The organism is Streptomyces triculaminicus, from assembly GCF_017349075.1.
Taxonomy (GTDB): domain Bacteria; phylum Actinomycetota; class Actinomycetes; order Streptomycetales; family Streptomycetaceae; genus Streptomyces; species Streptomyces triculaminicus.
Genome location: NZ_JAFMOF010000003.1, coordinates 733,659 through 753,712 on the forward strand (window position 1 = coordinate 733,659; position 20,054 = coordinate 753,712).

A 20,054-nucleotide genomic window follows, 5' to 3' on the forward strand; every position below is an offset into this window, starting at 1 on the left:
GAGGGCACCGCATGCGCCTCACCCGCCGGGCCGCCCTCGCCGCCACCACGGCGCTCACGGCCGCCCTCCTCGCACCGGCCGCCGCGGCCACGCCCGCCTCCGCCCCCGGCGGCTCCACGGCGACGGTCCTGAACGGCAGCGGGGAGTGCGACTACCCCGCCAAGCCCATCAAGGGCACCCCCTGGGCGCTCCAGCGCGTCCTCCTCGACCAGCTCTGGCAGGACACCAAGGGCAGGGACGCCGACGGCCGCCCGGTCCGCGTCGCCGTCATCGACACCGGCGTGGACGTGAAGAACCCGCAACTGACCGGCGCCGTCGACGTCAAGAGCGGCACCGACCTGCTCTCGGGCCCCAAGGACCCCGCCCGGGGCCCGACCGTCGACCTCGTCGGCCACGGCACCAAGGTCGCCGGCATCATCGCCGCCCGGCCCTCCCCGGCCAGTGGATTCGTCGGCATCGCCCCGGAGTCGGTCATCATCCCGATCCGGCAGAACGACGAGAAGGGCACCGGCACCACACGGACCCTGGCCGTGGGCATCAAACAGGCCGTCGACGCCGGCGCCCGCGTCATCAACATCTCGCAGGACACCACGATGCCGTTGAACCCGGACTCCGACCTCGAGCTCGCGGTCGGGTACGCCCTCGACCACGACGTCGTGGTCGTCGCCTCGGCCGGCAACGACGGCGCCGACGGCCTGCCCAAGCCCACCTACCCGGCCGCCTACAAGGGCGTCCTGGCCGTCGGCGCGTCCGACCGCAACAACGAACGTGCCCCCTTCTCCCAGTCCGGCGACTTCATCGGCGTCGCCGCGCCCGGCGTCGACATGGTCTCCACCGTTCCCGGCGGCGGCCAGTGCGTCGACCGCGGCACCAGCTTCGCCGCCCCCTACGTCGCCGGAGTCGCCGCCCTCATCCGCGCCAAGCACCCCGACTGGAAGCAGCACCAGGTCGTCGCCCAGATCGAGCAGACCGCCGAGCGTGTCACCAACGGCCGCGACCGCCACGTGGGCTGGGGCGTGGTCGACCCCGCCCGCGCGCTCACCGAGGACGACCACCCCGTCGACCACGTCACCACGCCCCAAGGCCCGGCGCACGCCGTCGCCGCCCCCCAGCCCGTGGCTCTCCCCTTCGGGGAGAGCGAGCGGGAGCGACAGGTACGCCTGGCCACGTACGCCCTGGGCGGCACGGCCGCCCTGGTGGCCATGATCACCGGATCGGCCGTGGTCGTACGAGACCGTAACCGCCGCCGCCTGCCCTGAGGCGGCATTCGCACCAAGGAACCCATGACTCAGCCACCCTCCCTCCCCCACGCGGCGACGACCCGCGGACGCCCCAGGCCGACGACCCGCGGACGCCCCAGGTCTGGGACACCCGCATCGAGGACCGCGCGCCGTCGCAGCCGGAGCCGCAGCCAGAGCCGCAGCCGTCGCCGCCCGCGGCCCCGGCGCCCCACGGCGGCCGGTCCTTCGCGGACGCCGCGACGGCCCCGCCCGGCTTCGGCCCCGCGCCGCAGCCGTTCGGGCCGGTGTCCGCCACGCCGGACGCCGCCGCCGGCGGCCCGGCGGGAGGAGGTTCCACCAAGCGCCGCAAGGCCCTGGCCATCGGGCTCGGGCTGGCGCTGGTGGCCGGCGCGGGCACGGGCGGCTGGCTGCTGTGGGGGCGGGGAGGAAACGATTCCGCACCCAAGAAGAAGACGACCGCCGGGCCCATCGACGCCAAGCTCGACTGGATGGCGCCGGTGCCGGACAAGGACAAGAAGAACGCGGACGACTTCCCTCCGCCCTGGTTCACCAAGGACACCATCGTCCTGGCCACGCGGTACGCGGTGACGGCCTACTCCCGGGAGAGCGGCAAGCAGAGCTGGACCCTCCCGGTCAGCGGGCGCGTCTGCAGCACCTCCACCGGGTCGGACGGGGGAGTGGCGGCGGTCGTCTGGGGCAAGGGCGAGTACGACTGCGACAAGCTCATGGCCGTCGACATCGAGAACGGGCGGCAGCTGTGGTCGCAGGACGTGGTCGACTCCAGGGGACGCACACAGGGCCGGGACCTGGCGAACATCTCCGTCGACCACGGCAAGGTCACGCTGGTGGACGTCGTGGGCGATCCGTACGTCTACGCCGCCCGCACCGGAAAGCAGAGCAAGGCCTCCGACTACGGCTGCCAGCAGCAGGGTTCGGTGGTCAAGGGGTCCGGGCAGCTCACGCTCGCCCAGTGCGAGCTCATCACCGGGCGGCAGTTCATCCTGAACGTGGACCCCAAGAGCGGCCAGGAGAAGTGGACCTGGAAGGTCCTCAACGGCATCGCCGTGCAGAACGTCATCTCCGTCAGCCCCGCGGTGCTGGTGGTCGGCAGGGAGAACGACACCAGCGCCTCGGACATCGTCACCCTGGACGGCAAGGGCCGCATGGGCCCCCTGATATCCGTCTCCGCGGGCCCCTACGACCTCGACGCCTGCAGGCCGCGGCATCTGGACTCCTGCCGCAGGGTGGTCACCGACGACAGGACGCTCTACCTCGCCACGAAGACCGACAAGGACAGCCTCAACTCCATCGCCGCCATCGACCTGGCCACGGGCAAGCCGCGGTGGACCGCTCCGCTCGGCGGCACCCGGACCAACCGTCCGCTCGCCATGCACGAGGGCCGTCTGCTCGTCTACCAGGAGGCCACCGAGGAAGAGGGCGGAAAGCTGCTCTCCGTCGACCCGGCGACCGGCGACTCCAGGGTCTTCATGAACCTTCCGCAGGAATCGGCCGAACGGGAGCGCACCCTCGCCCACATGGGCTCCGCCTACTTCCGTGACGGGCGCTTCTACATCGTCTCGGACATCGGCATGACCGACAGCATGATGATCATGGCCTTCCACTGACCGGGCCCCGCCGCCGGCCACCGAACGAGAACGCAGAGAACGCAGGAGTCCAGTCAGTGTCGCAACCACCGCCCCACGGCTACCCGCCCCAGCCGGGCGACCGGTCCCAGCAGCCATCGGCGCCGCTGCCCCCGCTCGCTCCGCCCACGCTGCCGTCGCCCGTGATATCCGCCCCCGACCCCGCACCGGCCCCCGCCCGCCGGCCCGTGTGGCGGAAGCCCGCCGTCCTCGGCCTGGTGCTCGCCCTGGTGCTCGGCGCCGGCGGCTGGGCGCTGTGGTCCTTCCTGGGCGACGGCGGACGGGGCCACAAGAAGCCGGCCGCCGCCGCGAAGGACGCCGCCGGAACGGTCGCCTGGAAGGCCGGGGCGCGCACCAAGCCGGACGACAAGGGGATGAAGGAGGCGCCGGGCACCTGGTTCACCTCCTCACTCGTCGTCAAGGCCGAACCGGACATGGTCACGGCCTACGACGTCAGGACCGGCGAGAAGAAATGGTCCTTCATCCTCGCCGGCTCGCTCTGCGCCGCCTCCCGGGAGTCCGAGGACAACGTCGCCGTCGTCGCGGTCCGGATCGGCGGCACGTGCGCGCGCATGCTGGCCGTCGACCTGAGGGACGGCCACCGGATCTGGGACGAGCTCATCGTCGACGACACGGACGCCGCCGCAGCGCTCATCCCCGAGAAGTGGAAGAACGCGCGCCTCGAGATCGCGCTCCACGCCGGCCACGTCTACGCGATCTGGGGCACCGGCGGACAGACGCGCCGCCTGAAGGACGGCAAGCGGGTCGAGGACGAGAAGTGGGACGCCTGCGAGATGGTCGACACCGCGGGCGGTGACCTGCTGATCGCCATCACCTACTGCGGCGACAAGGGCACCACGATCCGGTCGCTCGATCCCGAGAAGCTCGACAAGCCCCGGTGGAGCAGGAAGATCGAGGAGAAGCAGGACGGCATCCTGTCCGTCGTCTCCACCGGCCCTCTGGTCATCACGCAGAGCCCGGGCAAGGCCGGCCCGGACGCCCGCTACGACTTCGTCGTCCTCGACCCGGCGAACGGAAACGACAGGATGCGCGTCCCCTATAACAGCTACTGGCGACTGGGCTTCTGCTTCCTCCCCACCTCCGGCTGCACCGGGGCCGTCGTCGACAAGAACGGCCTCTACGTCGCGGGCAAGGGCGTGACCATGGCCTACGACCTGGCCACCGGCAAGGAACGCTGGACGTACAAGGCCGACGCCGGCCGCGTCACCCTCCCCGTGTCCGTGCGCGACGGCGAGGTCGCCGCCTACACGCCCGCGACCGCCGAGCGCCGCGGCCGGGTCACCTATGTGTCCGCCGCGAGCGGGAAGGCCCTGCGCACGGTCGAGCACTCCGACCGGGAGGCGGACCGTAAGAACGAGGCGATGATGGCGAAGGTCCAGGGCTACCCGCGCCTGCGCAACGACCGTCTGCTGCTCATCGACGACGGCGAGTACGAGGACGCGGGCAGCGGCATGATCTTCGCGATCAACGCACCGTCGGCGGACTGACGCCCGCGGAAGGGGCCGGGGACCAGCGCGTCCCCGGCCCCTTCCACGTCAGGGCACCCGTCAGGGCACCTCGATGTCGAACTCCCCGTCCCGCACGCCCAGGACGAACGCCCGCCACTCGCTCTCGGTGTACCGCAGCACGGTGTCCGGGTCCGCGGACGACCGCATCGCGACCGCCCCGCCCTCGAGATAGGCGATCTCCACCCGCTCCTCGGAGGTGTCGTCCGGCGCGCTGAGCCACTCGGCGCCCGAGATGTCCATGGCGTACAGCGCCGCCGTCTCTTCTTCTGTAGCCACTGTCCGGGCTCCTCTTTCCGACTCTTTGCGGTCCGCGAGCCGACTCTTTCCGGTCCGCGGGAGACCGACGCTAGCAACGGCCGCGGCCGCCGGGACAGGCTTTCGGCCGTTCCCTCGCGGTCAGTTGGGGCGCGTGCCGGGAGTGACTAGAGTTGCGGTTTACGCATACTCATGGGGGAAGGGGCAAGGACCATGTCCGGACAGTCCATCAATTACGAGACGTTCGCCAAGTTCGAGAACACCATCGGGGAGGTGACCGGCCACCTCTCCAAGAACCTGCAGAACCTGGCCAACCTGCTCGAGACCGTCCGGGCCGGCTGGCAGGGCGAGGGCGCCAACGCCTTCGTCACCGCGCAGCGCGCGCTCAACGACGACCACGACGCGCTGCGCCGCCTGATCGACGGCATCCACCAGGCCGCGATCGCCACCCGGCGCGCGACGAGCGCCAACGACCACGACGTGCTCGCGAGCTTCAAGGGGATCGACGTCAACGGCGCGGCCGCCGGCGGCCACCTGGGCGGCATGAGCCAGGCCAACGGCGGCACCAGCGATGTGAGCGCCGGCCTCACCAGCAAGATCGACAGCTACTCCCTGTAGGGAGCGGGCTCTCGAACCAGGCCGTTCACAGACCTATCGATTCCCAAGGAGCAACACATGTCCGGCAACGACGTCGACCTGAAGGTCAGCTACGCCCACGTCAGCGAACTGGCCACGGCCATCGACCAGGCCGCTGGCGTGGTGCAGAAGAACCTCGACGACATCTGGGCCGCCGTGCGGACCGTCTCGGGCAGCTGGACCGGTGAGGCCCGCGAGATGTTCAACGCGGCCGACACGCAGTTCCACGCGCGGGGCAACCACATCCACGAGACGCTGGCGAAGATCGCGGAGACCATCCGGACCGGCAGCTCGCACTACGCCGAGACCGACCGCAAGGCCTCCCGCCTGTTCGACGTCAGCTACTGAGACGTCGACCAGCGAGCCGTACGGCTACCGAGTCGTACAGCGCTCACTGATCCATAGGGCCGCAGGCCCATGCGGTGAGCCCGCGCCCCGGGGGAGGGGCGGGCTCACTGCTCCGGCACCCAGCCCAGCTGCACCAGCGGCGTCCCCCGCTTGCGGGAGACGAAGAAGCCCCGGCCCGGCGGCATCGGGCGCGGCCGGACGCCGCCGAGGACCTCGCCCTCGCCGGGGTCGCCGGACAGGACGACGCCCTGGGCGCCGAGCTCCTTCACGCGCTGCATGAAGGACTCGAACATCGACCGGGACGCCCCCGCCGAGCTGCGCGCGATGATGAAGCGGATGCCGACGTCCCGTGCGAAGGGCAGGTTCTCCGTCAGGACCGACAGCGGATTGCCGCTGCCGGTGGCCACGAGCTCGTAGTCGTCGACGATGACGAAGAACCGCGGGCCGTTCCACCAGCTGCGCTCGCGCAGCTGCCGGGGCGTGATGCCGGGCTGCGGGGCGCGGCGGTCCATCAGCCCCTTGAGCGCGCCCGCGTGGACGGTCAGCGCCGAGGCGATCGGCGCGTACTCCAGGAGATGCGTCTCGGGGACGACGTCCAGCAGCGCCCGCCGGTAGTCACCGACCACGATCTTCGCCTCGTCCGGGCCGTACCGCTCCGAGATCCGCTGGGCCAGCAGGCGCAGCAGGGCCGTCTTGCCGGACTCGCTCTCGCCGAAGACGAGGAAGAACGGGTCGGTCTCGAAGTCGACGAACACCGGCTCGAGGCCGGCCTCGTCGAGGCCGATGGCCACGCCCAGCTCGGGGTGCTCGCCGCCCTTGGGCAGCTCGTCGGCGGGCAGCAGGCGCGGCAGGAGCCGCACCGGCGGGGCCGTCGGCCCCGGCCAGGACCGCGCGACGCTCTCCACCAGGGCGGCCGTCGCCTCCGTCATCGTCGCGGGGTCGCTGCCGGCGTCGATGCGCGGCTGGCCGCCCATGAAGTGCAGCTTCTCGGGGAGCTGGCCGCGGCCCGGGACGCCGGCGGGGACGTTGGCCGCGACCTTGCGGTCGAACTCGGAGTCCATGGTGTCGCCCAGCCGGAGCTCGAGGCGGTTGAGCAGCTGGTCCTTGAGCGCCGCCCGGACCTCCATGTTGCGGGAGGCGGTCACCACCACGTGCACGCCGTAGCCCAGGCCCCGGCTCGCGATGTCGGCGACGACGCCCTCGAGCATGTCGTACTCCTGGCGGAAGCCGCCCCAGCCGTCGATGACCAGGAAGACGTCGCCCCAGCGCTGGTCGGCGAAGTGGCCGGCGGCCCGCTGCCGCCGGTAGGTGCTCATCGAGTCGATGCCCTGGGCCCGGAAGTACTCCTCGCGGCGGGCCAGGATGCCCGCCACCTCGGCGACCGTGCGGCGCACCCGCTCCGGGTCGAGCCGGGAGGCGACGCCGCCGACGTGCGGCAGCCCGGCGACGGCGCTCATGCCGCCGCCGCCGAAGTCGAGCCCGTAGAACTGCACCTCCGCCGGGGTGTGGGTGAGGGCGAAGGCGGTGATCAGGGTGCGCATCAGCGTCGACTTGCCCGACTGGGGGCCGCCGACGACGAGCATGTGGCCGGCCGCGCCGGAGAAGTCGCGGAGGAGCACGTCGCGCCGCTGCTCGAAGGGCTTGTCGATCAGACCCAGGGGCACCACGAGCCGGCCGAGGTGCGGATGGCCGGCCGCCGTCAGGCCGCGCCCGGGCACCTCCTCCAGCCTCGGCAGCAGCTGGTCCAGGGACGGCGCCCGGTCCAGCGGCGGCAGCCACACCTGGTGGGCCGGCGGTCCCTGGCCCTCGATCCGGCGCACCACGACGTCCAGGACGGTGTCCGCCGTCGCGTCGTCCCCGCCCGGGACCGGCGTCGGGGCCGGCGCGGGCTCGGGGGCGGTGTACGTGACGGGGACGGGCGCCGCCGTGAAGAGCACGGGCCGGCGTTCGGCCGGCAGTCCCGCGCCGTCGGGGCCCGTGGACGCGCCCGCCCGGTACGGGCCGGAGACGTACGCCGCCTTGAACCGGGTCATCTCGTCCGTACCGAACTTCAGGTACCCCGAGCCCGGCACCGTCGGCAGGTGGTAGGCGTCGGGCACGCCCAGGGCCGTGCGCGACTCGGCCGCCGAGAACGTGCGCAGGCCGATGCGGTACGACAGATAGGTCTCCAGGCCGCGCAGCCGGCCCTCCTCCAGGCGCTGCGAGGCCAGCAGCAGATGGACGCCCAGGGAGCGGCCGATGCGGCCGATCTGGATGAACATGTCGATGAAGTCGGGCTTGGCCGTCAACAGCTCGCTGAACTCGTCGATCACCAGGACGAGTGAAGCCAGCGGCTCCAGCGCGGCGCCCGCGGCCCGCGCCCGCTCGTAGTCGTGGAGGTTGGCGTAGTTGCCCGCCGACTTCAGCAGCTCCTGGCGGCGCTGCAGCTCGCCGGTGATGGAGTCGCGCATGCGGTCGACCAGCGTCAGGTCGTCGGCCAGGTTGGTGATGACGGCCGCGACGTGCGGCAGCCCCGACATCCCGGCGAACGTCGCGCCGCCCTTGAAGTCCGCGAGGACGAAGTTCAGCGTCTCCGAGGAGTGCGTCACCGCCAGCCCCAGCACCAGCGTGCGCAGCAGCTCGGACTTGCCCGAACCCGTCGCGCCGACGCACAGGCCGTGCGGGCCCATGCCGTCCTGGGCCGCCTCCTTGAGGTCGAGCATGACGGGGGAGCCGTCCTCGCCCACGCCGATCGGCACCCGCAGCCGCTCGGCGGCGTTCCGCGGCCGCCAGCTGCGCGAGACGTCCACCGCGGCGGCGTCGCCGAGCCCCAGCAGGTCGGTGAAGTCCCAGTCGGCCAGCAGCGGTTCGTCCTCGTCGTCGCCGCCCAGGCGCAGCGGCGCGAGCTGCCGCGCCAGCGCCTCCGCGGCCTCGGGCGACAGGGTGTCCGGCACCCCGTCGTACGTCGCGACCTGCGAGCGCAGCCGCAGCCTGCCCGGCCGCACCGTGATCGCCAGGCCGCCCCGCAGCTCGTCCAGCTCGCCGGGCACCACCTCCACGACCGTCACTCCCTGCAGGCCCTCCGGCGCGGCGAAGGCCGAGTCCGGCGGCACCGTCGCGCCCTCCAGCAGCAGCACCACGTGCGGCTGGTCGTGCGGAGGCCGGGTCTCACGGCTGAAGCGCGGACGGCCGTCCAGGTGCGGCCCCAGCAGCTCCTCCAGCTCGGTGAGGTCGTCACCGATCAGCCGCCGCGTCCCGGCCCCGTCGGCGGTGCCCGGCAGCTGCACATGGGGCAGCCACTTCGTCCACTCCCAGCGCGGTGCCGAGCCGCGCCCGGCGACCACCGCGACGATGAGGTCCTCCGGCGAGTGGAGCGTGGCGAGCTGGGCGACGAGCGCCCGCGCGGCGCCGTGCACCGTCTCCGCCTCGCCCGAGAGCGTCACGTGGTAGAAGGCGCGCAGCGACACCGCCACCGGCAGGCCGTCGAGCGAGCCGTGCACGGCCAGGAAGCGCTGCATGGCGCCCGCCGTCAGCGGCTCCAGCTCGTCCATGGGCGCCGTCTCCGGCGCTACCAGCGGGGTGGCGAGCTGCTGTGCGCCGAGCCCGATCCGGGCCTGCGCGAAGTCGTCGTCGGTCGCCCGCCGCTCCCAGACGCGGCTGCCCTCGGCCACCACCGACCACAGCTGGTCGGGCGCCGGGTGCAGGTAGTACTGCGCGTCGCGCTGGCCGCGGGCCGTGCGCTGGACGGTCCGCCGGGTCTGGGCGAGGTACCTCAGGTAGTCGCGGCGCATGTCGGCCAGCTGCCCCTGCGAGCCCTGCCGGTGGCGGACGACCATGGCGACCGTCATGCCGAGCGTCGAGATCATCATCAGGACGCCCATGATCTTCATCATGGGGTTGGCGCCCGGCATGAAGAAGTAGACCATCGACGACGCCATGCCCAGGGTGGGCAGCAGCTGCATCAGGATGCCGTCCTGACGGCCGCGCGGCAGCTCGGGAGGCGCCTCCAGCCGTAGTTCCTCGCCCGGCACCTCGGGCGGGAGCACCCGCGGCTGGCGTTTGACGACCACCTGGCTCACGAAACGGCTCAACCCCTCTGCGCGACGGGGCAGTTCCCTTCCGGTGCCCCAGCGGCCCCGGCCTCCCCTCGCGAGACGGTGATCCTATCGGCGTACGAACGTTCGCCCCGGGTAGGGTGACGAGCCGCCGCAACGCGACGGTGTGACCGCGCGGATGAGTGGTCGACAGCAAACACAGCATCAGGGGGCAATCAGGGTGAGTACGTCCGCCACGACCGGCTTCTGCAGGGTGACCGTCGTCGCGCCGGACCGCCGCGTCGACGTGGCCCTGCCCGACGACCTGCCCGTCGCCGACGTCCACCCCGAGGTCCTCAGGCTCACCGGCGGGACGCAGCCGGCGGGCACCCCCACCGGCTACCACCTGGTGCGCCGCGACGGCACCGTCCTCGACGGCGCCCGCACCCTCGCCGCCCAGCACGTTCTCGACGGCGAGATCCTCTCGCTGCGCCCCTTCGCCGAATCGCTGCCGCCGGCGGTCCACGACGACGTCTCCGACGCCGTCGCCACCGCGGTCCTGCGCGACCGCGCGCTGTGGGACGCCCGGCTGCTGCACGGCTTCGGCCTGACCGCCGGCGCCCTGCTGCTGGTCCTCATGGGCTGCCTGCTGTGGTTCGCCGACCCCGTGCGCCACGACATGCACGGCACGCCCGGCGTCGCCGCCGGCGCGGTCGCCGTCCTCCTGACCGCCTTCGCGGGCGTGCGCGCCCGCGTCTATGACGACCGGATCTCCGCCGTGGCACTCGGACTGGCCGCCGTGCCGCACCTGCTGATCGCCGGGGCGGGGGTGGTCGCGCCGGCGCCCGGCGAGGGCGCGGGCCGGCTGCAGTTCCTGCTCGGCTGCTCGGCCGTCCTGCTCGCCGCCGTCGTCCTGGTGGCCCTCATGCCCTCCGGCGACGCCCCCTTCGTGGCGGTCGTCGTGGCCTCCGCCACCGGCATCCTGGCCACCTTCGGCACCATCCTCGCCGCGGCCCGGCCCACCGCGGCCGCCGCCGTCTGCGCGGTCGCCGGAATCGGCGCCCTCGCCTTCCTGCCCGCCCTCTCCGCCCGCGTGGCCCGGCTGCCCGTCGGCTACGCCGCGCCCCGCGCCGCCACCGACGACGACCTCGACACACCCGGCGAGGGCGAGCCGGCCGAGCCCGTGGACGCCGAGCGCGTCGCCGCCCAGGCCCGCCGCGGCCACGAGCTGCTGCTCGGCCTGGTCGCCGGCTGCGCGGCCGTCGTCACCGGCGCCACCGCCGTCCTCGCCTTCTCGGCCGACCCCTGGGCCCAGGGCCTGGCCCTGGCCACCGCCCTCGCCGCCCTGCTGCGCGCCCGGCTCTTCCGCTACACCGCCCAGGTCGCGGCCCTCCTCGGCGCCGGCCTGGCGGGGCTCGCGCTGCTGGTCCTGGGCCTGGCCCTGCACCCGCCGGCCGGCGCCGCCTCCGACATCCGCACGCTGTGGCTCACCGCGGCCGTCATCGCCGTGGCCGCCCCGCTCACCGGCGTCGCCCTGATCGTCCCCCGCAAGGGGCTGTCACCCTTTTGGGGGAGACTGTCCGACGTCGCCGAGAGCACCCTCCTGCTCGCGCTGGTGCCCCTGTGCCTCGCCGTGCTCGACGTGTACTCGACAGCGCGCGGGCTGGCCGGCGGCTGAGCCCGGACCGGGCCGCCCGGCGCGCCATCCCCGGCCCGCGACCGGCGGCGGGCCCGCCCACCAGGGCTGGTACTGTGTGCTGTGGCCGTTTGTGTACGCGCCTCCGGACCGCCCCGAAGGGCTTCTGGGGACAGCGCCCAGCGGACCCCGCCTCCCGAGTAACGGAAGCTCCCCTGAGAAAGAGACCAGGGGCACTCGGTGGCCGAAACGAGACTCAGAAGGAGTACCGCGTGTCGCTCGACGCCGCTACGAAGAAGCAGATCATGTCCGAGTTCGCCACCAAGGAGGGCGACACCGGCTCCCCCGAGGTCCAGGTCGCGCTGCTCACCCGCCGCATCTCGGACCTGACCGAGCACCTCAAGCAGCACAAGCACGACCACCACTCCCGCCGTGGTCTGCTGCTCCTGGTCGGTCAGCGTCGCCGCCTGCTGCAGTACCTGGCCAAGAAGGACATCACGCGCTTCCGCGCCCTGGTCGAGCGCCTCGGCATCCGCCGCGGTGCCGCCGGCGCCAAGTAAGACGCATGAAGGGAGCGGTTCCCACACCCGGGAGCCGCTCCCTTCGCGTATGCCGCGGCACGCGGAACGATCCCGCACCGCGTCCGATGGGAAGCCGGGACGAGCAGAAGCTTTGTAGTCTGGTCCCACAACGGCATACAGAACGAGACACCTGACGAGGAGGAGCGCCGGGCTCTTCGCCGGTCCTCGGTAGTGGCCCCCGGAACAGGGAATTCCGGGTGCTTCGATCGAAGACCGGCCCGCACGGAGCAAGCGGCGCCCTCCGCCAGTCCCCGCCACACGGGCGAGGACGTAGACGAGGAGATATCCCTGGTGGAGAACGAGACCCACTACGCCGAGGCCGTCATCGACAACGGCGCCTTCGGCACCCGCACCATCCGCTTCGAGACGGGCCGCCTGGCCAAGCAGGCCGCCGGCTCCGCCGTGGCGTACCTGGACGACGACACCATGGTGCTGTCGGCCACCACCGCTTCCAAGAAGCCCAAGGACCAGCTCGACTTCTTCCCCCTGACGGTGGACGTCGAGGAGCGGATGTACGCGGCCGGCAAGATCCCCGGCTCCTTCTTCCGCCGTGAGGGCCGGCCCTCCGAGGACGCCGTCCTCACCTGCCGCCTGATCGACCGGCCGCTGCGCCCCTCCTTCAAGAAGGGCCTGCGCAACGAGATCCAGATCGTCGAGACGGTCATGGCGCTCAACCCCGACCACCTGTACGACGTGGTCGCGATCAACGCCGCCTCCTGCTCCACGCAGCTCGCGGGCCTGCCCTTCTCCGGTCCGATCGGCGCCACCCGCGTCGCTCTGATCAAGGGCCAGTGGGTGGCGTTCCCGACCCACACCGAGCTCGAGGACGCCGTCTTCGACATGGTCGTGGCCGGTCGCGTCCTGCCGGACGGCGACGTCGCGATCATGATGGTCGAGGCCGAGGCCACCGAGAAGACCATCCAGCTCGTCAAGGACGGCGCCGACGCCCCCACCGAGGAGGTCGTCGCCGCCGGTCTCGAGGCCGCCAAGCCCTTCATCAAGGTGCTGTGCCGCGCCCAGTCCGAGCTCGCCGCCAAGGCCGCCAAGCCCGAGGGCGAGTTCCCGGTCTTCCTGGACTACCAGGACGACGTCCTGGAGGCCCTGACCGCCGCCGTCCGCACCGAGCTCGCCCAGGCGCTGACCATCGCCGGCAAGCAGGAGCGCGAGACCGAGATCGACCGAGTCAAGGAGATCGCCGCCGAGAAGCTGCTCCCGCAGTTCGAGGGCCGCGAGAAGGAGATCTCCGCCGCGTACCGCTCGCTGACCAAGTCCCTGGTCCGTGAGCGCGTGATCAAGGAGCGCAAGCGCATCGACGGCCGTGGGGTGACGGACATCCGTACCCTCGCCGCCGAGGTCGAGGCCATCCCGCGCGTGCACGGCTCGGCGCTGTTCGAGCGTGGCGAGACCCAGATCCTGGGCGTCACCACCCTCAACATGCTCCGCATGGAGCAGCAGCTGGACACCCTCTCCCCGGTGACCCGCAAGCGCTACATGCACAACTACAACTTCCCGCCGTACTCCGTCGGTGAGACCGGCCGCGTCGGTTCGCCGAAGCGCCGCGAGATCGGCCACGGCGCGCTCGCCGAGCGCGCGATCGTGCCGGTCCTGCCGACCCGCGAGGAGTTCCCCTACGCGATCCGTCAGGTGTCCGAGGCCCTCGGCTCCAACGGCTCCACCTCCATGGGCTCGGTCTGCGCCTCCACCATGTCGCTGCTGAACGCCGGTGTGCCGCTGAAGGCCCCCGTCGCCGGTATCGCCATGGGCCTGATCTCCCAGGAGATCGACGGCAAGACGCACTACGTCGCCCTCACCGACATCCTCGGTGCGGAGGACGCGTTCGGCGACATGGACTTCAAGGTCGCCGGTACGAAGGAGTTCGTCACCGCCCTTCAGCTGGACACCAAGCTGGACGGCATCCCGGCCTCCGTCCTGGCCGCGGCCCTCAAGCAGGCCCGCGACGCCCGTCTCCACATCCTCGACGTGATGATGGAGGCCATCGACACCCCCGACGAGATGTCCCCGAACGCCCCGCGGATCATCACCGTCAAGATCCCGGTGGACAAGATCGGTGAGGTCATCGGCCCCAAGGGCAAGATGATCAACCAGATCCAGGAGGACACCGGCGCCGAGATCACGATCGAGGACGACGGCACCATCTACATCGGTGCCGCCGACGGCCCGGCCGCCGAGGCCGCCCGCGCCACGATCAACGGCATCGCCAACCCGACCATGCCGGAGGTCGGCGAGCGCTACCTGGGTACGGTCGTCAAGACCACCACCTTCGGTGCCTTCGTCTCCCTCATGCCGGGCAAGGACGGCCTGCTGCACATCTCGCAGATCCGCAAGCTCGCCGGTGGCAAGCGCGTGGAGAACGTCGAGGACGTGCTCGGCGTCGGCGCCAAGGTCCAGGTCGAGATCGCCGAGATCGACCAGCGCGGCAAGCTCTCCCTGATCCCCGTGATCGAGGGCGAGGGCGCCGAGGGCGAGAGCAAGGACGAGTCCGACAAGTGACGTCCCGTAGTACACGGATGACGGCCCGCACCTCCTCGGAGGGGCGGGCCGTCGCCCGTACCCAAACGCTTCTCAAGGGCGAGAACGGCATCGGCACCGTCCGCAGGACCACCCTCCCCGGCGGCCTGCGCATCGTCACCGAGACCCTGCCGTCCGTGCGCTCCGCGACCTTCGGCATCTGGGCCAACGTCGGCTCCCGCGACGAGACCCCGACGCTCAACGGCGCCACCCACTACCTGGAGCACCTGCTCTTCAAGGGCACGGCCAAGCGCAGCGCGCTCGACATCTCGGCCGCCCTGGACGCGGTCGGCGGCGAGATGAACGCCTTCACGGCCAAGGAGTACACGTGCTACTACGCGCGCGTGCTCGACACCGACCTGCCGCTGGCCATCGACGTGGTCTGCGACATGCTCACCGGCTCGCTCATCGAGGCCTCCGACGTCGACGCCGAGCGCGGCGTGATCCTCGAAGAGATCGCGATGACCGAGGACGACCCCGGCGACTGCGTGCACGACCTCTTCGCGCACACCATGCTGGGCGACACCCCGCTCGGCCGCCCGGTCCTGGGCACGGTCGACACGATCAACGCCCTCACCCGCGACCAGATCGCCCGCTTCTACCGGAAGCACTACGACCCGACCCACCTGGTCGTGGCCGCCGCGGGCAACGTCGACCACGCGAAGGTCGTCCGCCAGGTGCGCGCCGCCTTCGAGAAGGCCGGCGCCCTCGGTCGCGTCGACGCCACGCCCGTCGCCCCGCGCTCCGGCGCCAAGGCGATCCGTGCCGCCGGCCGCGTCGAGGTGCTCGGCCGCAAGACCGAGCAGGCGCACGTCGTCCTCGGCATGCCGGGCCTGGCCCGTACCGACGAGCGCCGCTGGGCGCTCGGCGTGCTCAACACCGCCCTGGGCGGCGGCATGAGCTCGCGGCTGTTCCAGGAGGTCCGGGAGAAGCGCGGACTGGCCTACTCCGTCTACTCCTACACCTCCGGCTTCGCCGACTGCGGCCTCTTCGGCGTCTACGCCGGCTGCCGCCCCAGCCAGGTCCACGACGTGCTGCGGATCTGCCGCGACGAGCTGGACCGGGTGGCCACCGAGGGGCTGTCGGACGAGGAGATCGGCCGCGCCATCGGCCAGCTCTCCGGTTCCACCGTCCTCGGCCTGGAGGACACCGGCGCGCTGATGAACCGCATCGGCAAGAGCGAGCTGTGCTGGGGCGACCAGATGTCGGTCGACGACATGCTGGCGCGCATCGCGACCGTGACCCCGGACGAGATCCGCGAGGTGGCCCGCGATGTACTGGGACAGCGTCCTTCGCTGTCCGTCATCGGCCCGCTGAAGGACAAGCAGGCCGCACGCCTGCACGAGGCCGTTTCGTAAACCGCTGAGCAGATGGTCGACAAGGAAGCAGGGACGATGAGCAAGCTGCGCGTCGCCGTCATCGGCGCCAAGGGCCGGATCGGCTCCGAGGCCGTACGGGCCGTGGAGGCCGCCGACGACATGGAGCTGGTGGCCGCACTGGGCCGGGGCGACAGCCTCGAGGCCCTCACCGAGGCGGGTGCCCAGGTCGCGGTCGAGCTGACGCACCCGGACTCGGTGATGGACAACCTCGAGTTCTGCGTCCGCAACGGCATCCACGGTGTCGTCGGTACGACCGGCTGGACCGAGGACCGCCTGGCGCGGCTGGACTCCTGGCTGGAGGCCTCGCCCTCCACCGGTGTGCTCATCGCCCCGAACTTCTCCATCGGCGCCGTCCTGACCATGGCCTTCGCCCAGCAGGCGGCCCGGTTCTTCGAGTCCGTCGAGGTCGTCGAGCTGCACCACCCCAACAAGGCCGACGCCCCCTCCGGCACGGCCACCCGCACCGCGCAGCTGATCGCCGCCGCGCGGCGCGAGGCGGGCTGCGCCCCGCAGCCCGACGCCACCACCACGGCCCTGGAGGGCGCCCGGGGCGCGGACGTCGACGGGGTGCCCGTGCACTCCGTACGGCTGCGCGGCCTGCTCGCCCACCAGGAGGTGCTGCTCGGCGACACCGGCGAGACGCTCACCATCCGCCACGACTCTCTGCACCACAGCTGCTTCATGCCGGGCATCCTGCTCGGCGCGCGCCGCGTGGCGACCACCCCGGGCCTGACCTTCGGCCTGGAACACTTCCTGGATCTGGGCTGATCACTGTGCGCGCGAAGATCGTCTATTTCGCCCTGGCCGCCGTCCTGGCCGTCTACTTCGTCCTGGTCGGCAGCCGAGGCATCATGCTCATCGAGCAGGGCACCGTCATCACCGTCGCCTTCGGGCTGGCGGTGCTGGTGCTGCCGTTCATCGGGGCCTGGTTCCTGTACCAGACCACCAAGTTCGCGCGCGACGCCAACCGGCTGGCGCGGGAGCTGGAGGCCGAGGGCGGGCTGCCCGTCGACGAGCTCGAACGGACCCCCGGCGGCCGCATCGACCGCGACTCGGCGGACGCGGTCTTCGCCAAGCGGCGTAGCGAGACGGAGCGGGCGCCGGGCGACTGGCGCTCGTGGTTCCGGCTGGCCGTCGCGTACCACGACGCCCGCGACACCCCTCGCGCACGCAAGGCGATGCAGCGGGCGATCGCCCTGCACGACGGGAAGGCGGTCCGGGCGGACGCGGTGTAGCGCGTCAGGCCCGGGCGGCCATGGCCTTGAGCTCGGCCACCCACTCCTCGGTGGCGTCGGCCGCCGCGGCGAAGGCCTGCGGGCGGCCGAGGAAGTCGGCACCGTGATCGGTGACCAGGACGGGCAGCGGCCGGCCGTCGGCGCGGTGGACCACCAGCGCCTGCCCCTGGACCGTGCCGAGCACGCCCAGCCGGCGGACGGGCTGCTGGATGATCCGTACGGGGCCGACGGCGGACCACGGCAGCGAGGTGCCGGACAGCAGCCGGACCTGGCGCAGCCCCCGCTCGTCCACCCAGACGCCCGCGCGGACCGACCGCCACGCGAGGGCGATGAGCAGCGCGGCGACGACGAGGCAGATCCCCGCGCCGGGCAGCGATCCGGCGACGCCGATGACCACGGCGGCGACGAGTACCTGCGACGCGAGCAGAAGCAGCAGCGCCGCGCCACCCACCCGCAGCGGACCCGGGCGGTAGGGACGCCGCCGGCGCCGCCGGTCCTCGTACAGATCGGTGTACGGGTCCGGGGCCGGGTCTTGTGGGGTCGGGGGCGCGGCGGTCACCGTCGCATCGGCTGTCAGAAAGGGCAGGGGCACGACGGTTCGTTCCTCACTCACACACATGCACGCTCGAATGGCTGTGCGGGGTGAGGGTACCTGCTGGTAAGGGGCCGTGGATCAGCGGCCCGCGTTGGCTTCGGACTGCTGGGCGCGGTGGGTGTCGTGCGGGTTCGTCGAGAGGGCCGGCATACCGAACAGCAGAGCTCCGACGAGCCCCGCCGTGACGGTCAGCCCCACGAGGATCCGCCCCGCGAGCTGCGAGCGGTTGACGCGTTCTCGGGGCGGCGGAGTGACGTTGCTGCGGTAACGCTCGGCCTCGGCGACGAAGGCGAACGGTACGGGCTCTCGCCGGCGGAACATGAAGGGCTCTCCTAGGAACCTTGAGGTCGGCTGTCATACAGAAAGACGTTCGAACTCCCTGCCGGGTGCCCGTTTTCCGTAACTTCTGTGAAAAATATCAACTGGCGCTCGACCGCTTCCCGTGGTGGGGGGGGCGCGGCCGGTCCCGGGCCCGGCGACGCCTCGGTGTCAGTGGTGGCCCTTAGGCTTGGCGACGGCCAAGCACAGCAATCTGGAAGGACCCCGCCGGTGACCGACACCCCCACCGTGGACGCCAAGGACGCGAAGCCGACGTTTCGCAGCGACGTGACCGTCGAGCTGGTCAAGCACAGCGCGGCCGACTCCGACGTGCTGTGGGCGGCCCGCGTCTCCACCGCCGGCGAGCAGTCCCTGGAGGAGATCACCAAGGACCCCGAGCGGTCCAAGGGGCTCATCAACTACCTGATGCGCGACCGCCACGGCAGCCCCTTCGAGCACAACTCGATGACCTTCTTCATCAGCGCCCCGATCTTCGTCTTCCGCGAGTTCATGCGGCACCGCGTCGGCTGGTCCTACAACGAGGAATCCGGTCGCTACCGGGAGCTCGAGCCCGTCTTCTACGTGCCGGGGGAGTCCCGCAAGCTGGTCCAGGAGGGCCGCCCGGGCAAGTACGTCTTCGTCGAGGGCACCGAGGAGCAGCACGAGCTCACCGGCCGTGCGATGGAGGACAGCTACCGCCGGTCCTACGAGGCCTACCAGGAGATGCTGGCCGCGGGCGTCGCCCGTGAGGTCGCCCGCTCGGTCCTTCCCGTCGGCCTGTTCTCCTCGATGTACGCCACCTGCAACGCCCGCTCGCTGATGCACTTCCTGGGCCTGCGCACCCAGCACGAGCTGGCGGCCGTTCCCTCCTTCCCGCAGCGGGAGATCGAGATGGTCGGCGAGAAGATGGAGGCGGAGTGGGCCAAGCTCATGCCGCTCACCTACGCGGCCTTCAACAAGAACGGTCGCGTCGCGCCCTGACCGGGCGCGCACCGGCCCCGTGACACGCTGCTACCGGAGCAGTGAGCACGGTGTCCGGATTGCGGCATTTCAACACCTTCATCTAGGCTGAAAATACGGACCCGGCACTGCTTGAACCCCCGAGCAGGCAGTGCCGGGATCCCTTTTCGCACTCCCCGAGGGAGCACCTCACGGTGAGCAACGAGTAGCGTGGCCCTCATGGCTCCGACCTCCACACCGCAGACGCCCTTCGGGCGGGTCCTGACCGCCATGGTCACGCCCTTCACCGCCGACGGCGCCCTCGACCTCGACGGCGCGCAGCGCCTCGCCGCACACCTGGTCGACGCAGGCAACGACGGCCTCGTCGTCAACGGCACCACCGGTGAGTCCCCCACCACCAGCGATGCGGAGAAAGCCCAGCTCGTACGAGCCGTCGTGGAGGCGGTCGGCGACCGCGCCCACGTCGTCGCCGGAGCCGGCACCAACGACACCCGTCACAGCATCGAGCTCGCCCGCGCCGCCGAGCAGGCCGGCGCCCACGGCCTCCTCGTCGTGACCCCGTACTACAACAAGCCCCCGCAGGAGGGTCTGCGCCGGCACTTCACCGCCGTCGCCGACGCCACCGGCCTGGACGTCATGCTCTACGACATCCCCGGCCGCAGCGGCGTGCAGATCGAGACCGAGACCATGGTCCGGCTCGCCGAGCACCCGCGCATCGTCGCCACCAAGGACGCCAAGGGCGACCTGGCCGCCGCGAGCTGGGCCATGGCCCGCTCGGGGCTCGCCTGGTACTCCGGCGACGACATGCTCAACCTCCCGCTGCTGTCCGTGGGCGCGGCGGGCTTCGTCTCCGTCGTCGGCCACGTCGTCGCCCCCGAGCTGCGCGCGCTCGTGGAGGCCTACCGCTCCGGCGACATCGACAAGGCTGCCGAGATCCACCGGCGGCTGCTGCCGGTCTACACAGGCATGTTCCGCACCCAGGGCGTCATGACCACCAAGGCCGCCCTCGCCCTCCAGGGCCTGCCGGCCGGCCCGCTGCGACTGCCGCTCATCGGACTCACGGACGAGCAGACCGAGCAGCTCAAGAGCGATCTCGCCGCCGGCGGGGTACAGCTCTGACACCCAGACTTCACAACCGCATACCGGTCAACTGAAT

The 20,054-nt window shown here is 71.8% G+C and carries 17 protein-coding genes; 13 read left to right on the forward strand and 4 right to left on the reverse strand.

All coding sequences use genetic code 11. The features are described from left to right. Positions 1–11 precede the first annotated feature (11 nt). The 3 genes from mycP (at position 12) to J1792_RS21935 (ending at position 4,392) form a co-directional block, all read left to right on the forward strand. The gene (gene mycP, locus J1792_RS21925; protein ID WP_086573719.1) at positions 12–1,259 is read left to right on the forward strand and encodes a type VII secretion-associated serine protease mycosin; all 1,248 of its coding nucleotides are present in this window, start codon (positions 12–14) and stop codon (positions 1,257–1,259) included. A gap of 266 nt (positions 1,260–1,525) precedes the next feature. Further along, positions 1,526–2,866 (forward strand): outer membrane protein assembly factor BamB family protein, encoded by a 1,341-nt coding sequence (locus J1792_RS21930; protein ID WP_207248027.1) that lies wholly within the window; start codon positions 1,526–1,528, stop codon positions 2,864–2,866. 56 nt (positions 2,867–2,922) lie between these two features. Then, complete coding sequence (locus tag J1792_RS21935; RefSeq protein WP_207248028.1) at positions 2,923–4,392, forward strand: outer membrane protein assembly factor BamB family protein; 1,470 nt, start codon at positions 2,923–2,925, stop codon at positions 4,390–4,392. Between the two features lie 60 nt (positions 4,393–4,452). Here J1792_RS21935 and J1792_RS21940 read toward each other — a convergent pair whose 3' ends face one another. Continuing rightward, positions 4,453–4,653 carry a DUF397 domain-containing protein gene (locus J1792_RS21940; RefSeq protein WP_086573610.1) on the reverse strand — a complete coding sequence of 67 codons (201 nt, stop codon included), beginning with the start codon at positions 4,651–4,653 and terminating at the stop codon, positions 4,453–4,455. Between the two features lie 228 nt (positions 4,654–4,881). On the opposite strand from J1792_RS21940, the gene J1792_RS21945 reads away from it, so the two are divergent. After that, complete coding sequence (locus J1792_RS21945; protein ID WP_086573588.1) at positions 4,882–5,286, forward strand: WXG100 family type VII secretion target; 405 nt, start codon at positions 4,882–4,884, stop codon at positions 5,284–5,286. A 57-nt stretch (positions 5,287–5,343) separates the two neighbouring features. After that, entirely contained in the window at positions 5,344–5,652 is a 309-nt protein-coding gene (locus J1792_RS21950; RefSeq protein ID WP_086573590.1) for a WXG100 family type VII secretion target, read from the forward strand. Positions 5,653–5,756: 104 nt separating this feature from the next. Here the strand turns inward: J1792_RS21950 and eccCa are convergent, their stop codons facing one another. Further along, positions 5,757–9,710, reverse strand: coding sequence for a type VII secretion protein EccCa (gene eccCa, locus J1792_RS21955; RefSeq protein ID WP_207248029.1), 3,954 nt, complete (start codon positions 9,708–9,710; stop codon positions 5,757–5,759). A gap of 196 nt (positions 9,711–9,906) precedes the next feature. Here eccCa and eccD point away from each other — a divergent pair, with 196 nt between their 5' ends. The 6 genes from eccD to J1792_RS21985 all read left to right on the forward strand — a co-directional run bounded on the left by eccD (position 9,907) and on the right by J1792_RS21985 (position 17,025). Further along, on the forward strand, positions 9,907–11,343 hold the full coding sequence (gene eccD, locus J1792_RS21960) for a type VII secretion integral membrane protein EccD (RefSeq protein WP_086573593.1): 1,437 nt from the start codon (positions 9,907–9,909) through the stop codon (positions 11,341–11,343). Positions 11,344–11,573: 230 nt separating this feature from the next. Continuing rightward, positions 11,574–11,861 (forward strand): 30S ribosomal protein S15, encoded by a 288-nt coding sequence (gene rpsO / locus J1792_RS21965; protein ID WP_086573595.1) that lies wholly within the window; start codon positions 11,574–11,576, stop codon positions 11,859–11,861. 312 nt (positions 11,862–12,173) lie between these two features. Further along, positions 12,174–14,393: a polyribonucleotide nucleotidyltransferase gene (locus J1792_RS21970; RefSeq protein WP_086573597.1), complete on the forward strand. Its 2,220-nt coding sequence runs from the start codon at positions 12,174–12,176 to the stop codon at positions 14,391–14,393. Further along, complete coding sequence (locus J1792_RS21975) at positions 14,390–15,769, forward strand: M16 family metallopeptidase (protein ID WP_086573598.1); 1,380 nt, start codon at positions 14,390–14,392, stop codon at positions 15,767–15,769. The genes J1792_RS21970 and J1792_RS21975 overlap by 4 nt, the downstream gene beginning before the upstream one ends. A gap of 36 nt (positions 15,770–15,805) precedes the next feature. Continuing rightward, entirely contained in the window at positions 15,806–16,558 is a 753-nt protein-coding gene (gene dapB / locus J1792_RS21980; RefSeq protein WP_086573600.1) for a 4-hydroxy-tetrahydrodipicolinate reductase, read from the forward strand. Between the two features lie 5 nt (positions 16,559–16,563). Then, the gene (locus J1792_RS21985) at positions 16,564–17,025 is read left to right on the forward strand and encodes a hypothetical protein (protein ID WP_086573601.1); all 462 of its coding nucleotides are present in this window, start codon (positions 16,564–16,566) and stop codon (positions 17,023–17,025) included. A 4-nt stretch (positions 17,026–17,029) separates the two neighbouring features. Here J1792_RS21985 and J1792_RS21990 read toward each other — a convergent pair whose 3' ends face one another. Further along, positions 17,030–17,617 (reverse strand): SCO5741 family PH domain-containing membrane protein, encoded by a 588-nt coding sequence (locus J1792_RS21990; protein ID WP_086573602.1) that lies wholly within the window; start codon positions 17,615–17,617, stop codon positions 17,030–17,032. An 81-nt stretch (positions 17,618–17,698) separates the two neighbouring features. Continuing rightward, a complete protein-coding gene (locus J1792_RS21995; protein ID WP_086573603.1) occupies positions 17,699–17,941 on the reverse strand; it encodes a hypothetical protein in 243 nt (80 codons plus the stop codon). Between the two features lie 228 nt (positions 17,942–18,169). On the opposite strand from J1792_RS21995, the gene thyX reads away from it, so the two are divergent. Together thyX and dapA are read left to right on the forward strand one after the other, a co-directional pair. Then, positions 18,170–18,919 carry an FAD-dependent thymidylate synthase gene (gene thyX, locus J1792_RS22000; protein WP_086573605.1) on the forward strand — a complete coding sequence of 250 codons (750 nt, stop codon included), beginning with the start codon at positions 18,170–18,172 and terminating at the stop codon, positions 18,917–18,919. Between the two features lie 198 nt (positions 18,920–19,117). Then, positions 19,118–20,017 (forward strand): 4-hydroxy-tetrahydrodipicolinate synthase, encoded by a 900-nt coding sequence (dapA, locus tag J1792_RS22005; protein WP_086573607.1) that lies wholly within the window; start codon positions 19,118–19,120, stop codon positions 20,015–20,017. Positions 20,018–20,054 lie beyond the last annotated feature (37 nt).

What these genes read in the sequence shown, in the direction of transcription:
- mycP (WP_086573719.1), top strand. Translation starts at nt 12, where the DNA reads ATGCGCCTCACCCGCCGGGCCGCCCTCGCCGCCACCACGGCGCTCACG.
- J1792_RS21940 (WP_086573610.1), bottom strand. Translation starts at nt 4,653, where the DNA reads ATGGACATCTCGGGCGCCGAGTGGCTCAGCGCGCCGGACGACACCTCC.
- J1792_RS21945 (WP_086573588.1), top strand. Translation starts at nt 4,882, where the DNA reads ATGTCCGGACAGTCCATCAATTACGAGACGTTCGCCAAGTTCGAGAAC.
- J1792_RS21950 (WP_086573590.1), top strand. Translation starts at nt 5,344, where the DNA reads ATGTCCGGCAACGACGTCGACCTGAAGGTCAGCTACGCCCACGTCAGC.
- dapB (WP_086573600.1), top strand. Translation starts at nt 15,806, where the DNA reads ATGAGCAAGCTGCGCGTCGCCGTCATCGGCGCCAAGGGCCGGATCGGC.
- J1792_RS21995 (WP_086573603.1), bottom strand. Translation starts at nt 17,941, where the DNA reads ATGTTCCGCCGGCGAGAGCCCGTACCGTTCGCCTTCGTCGCCGAGGCC.
- dapA (WP_086573607.1), top strand. Translation starts at nt 19,118, where the DNA reads ATGGCTCCGACCTCCACACCGCAGACGCCCTTCGGGCGGGTCCTGACC.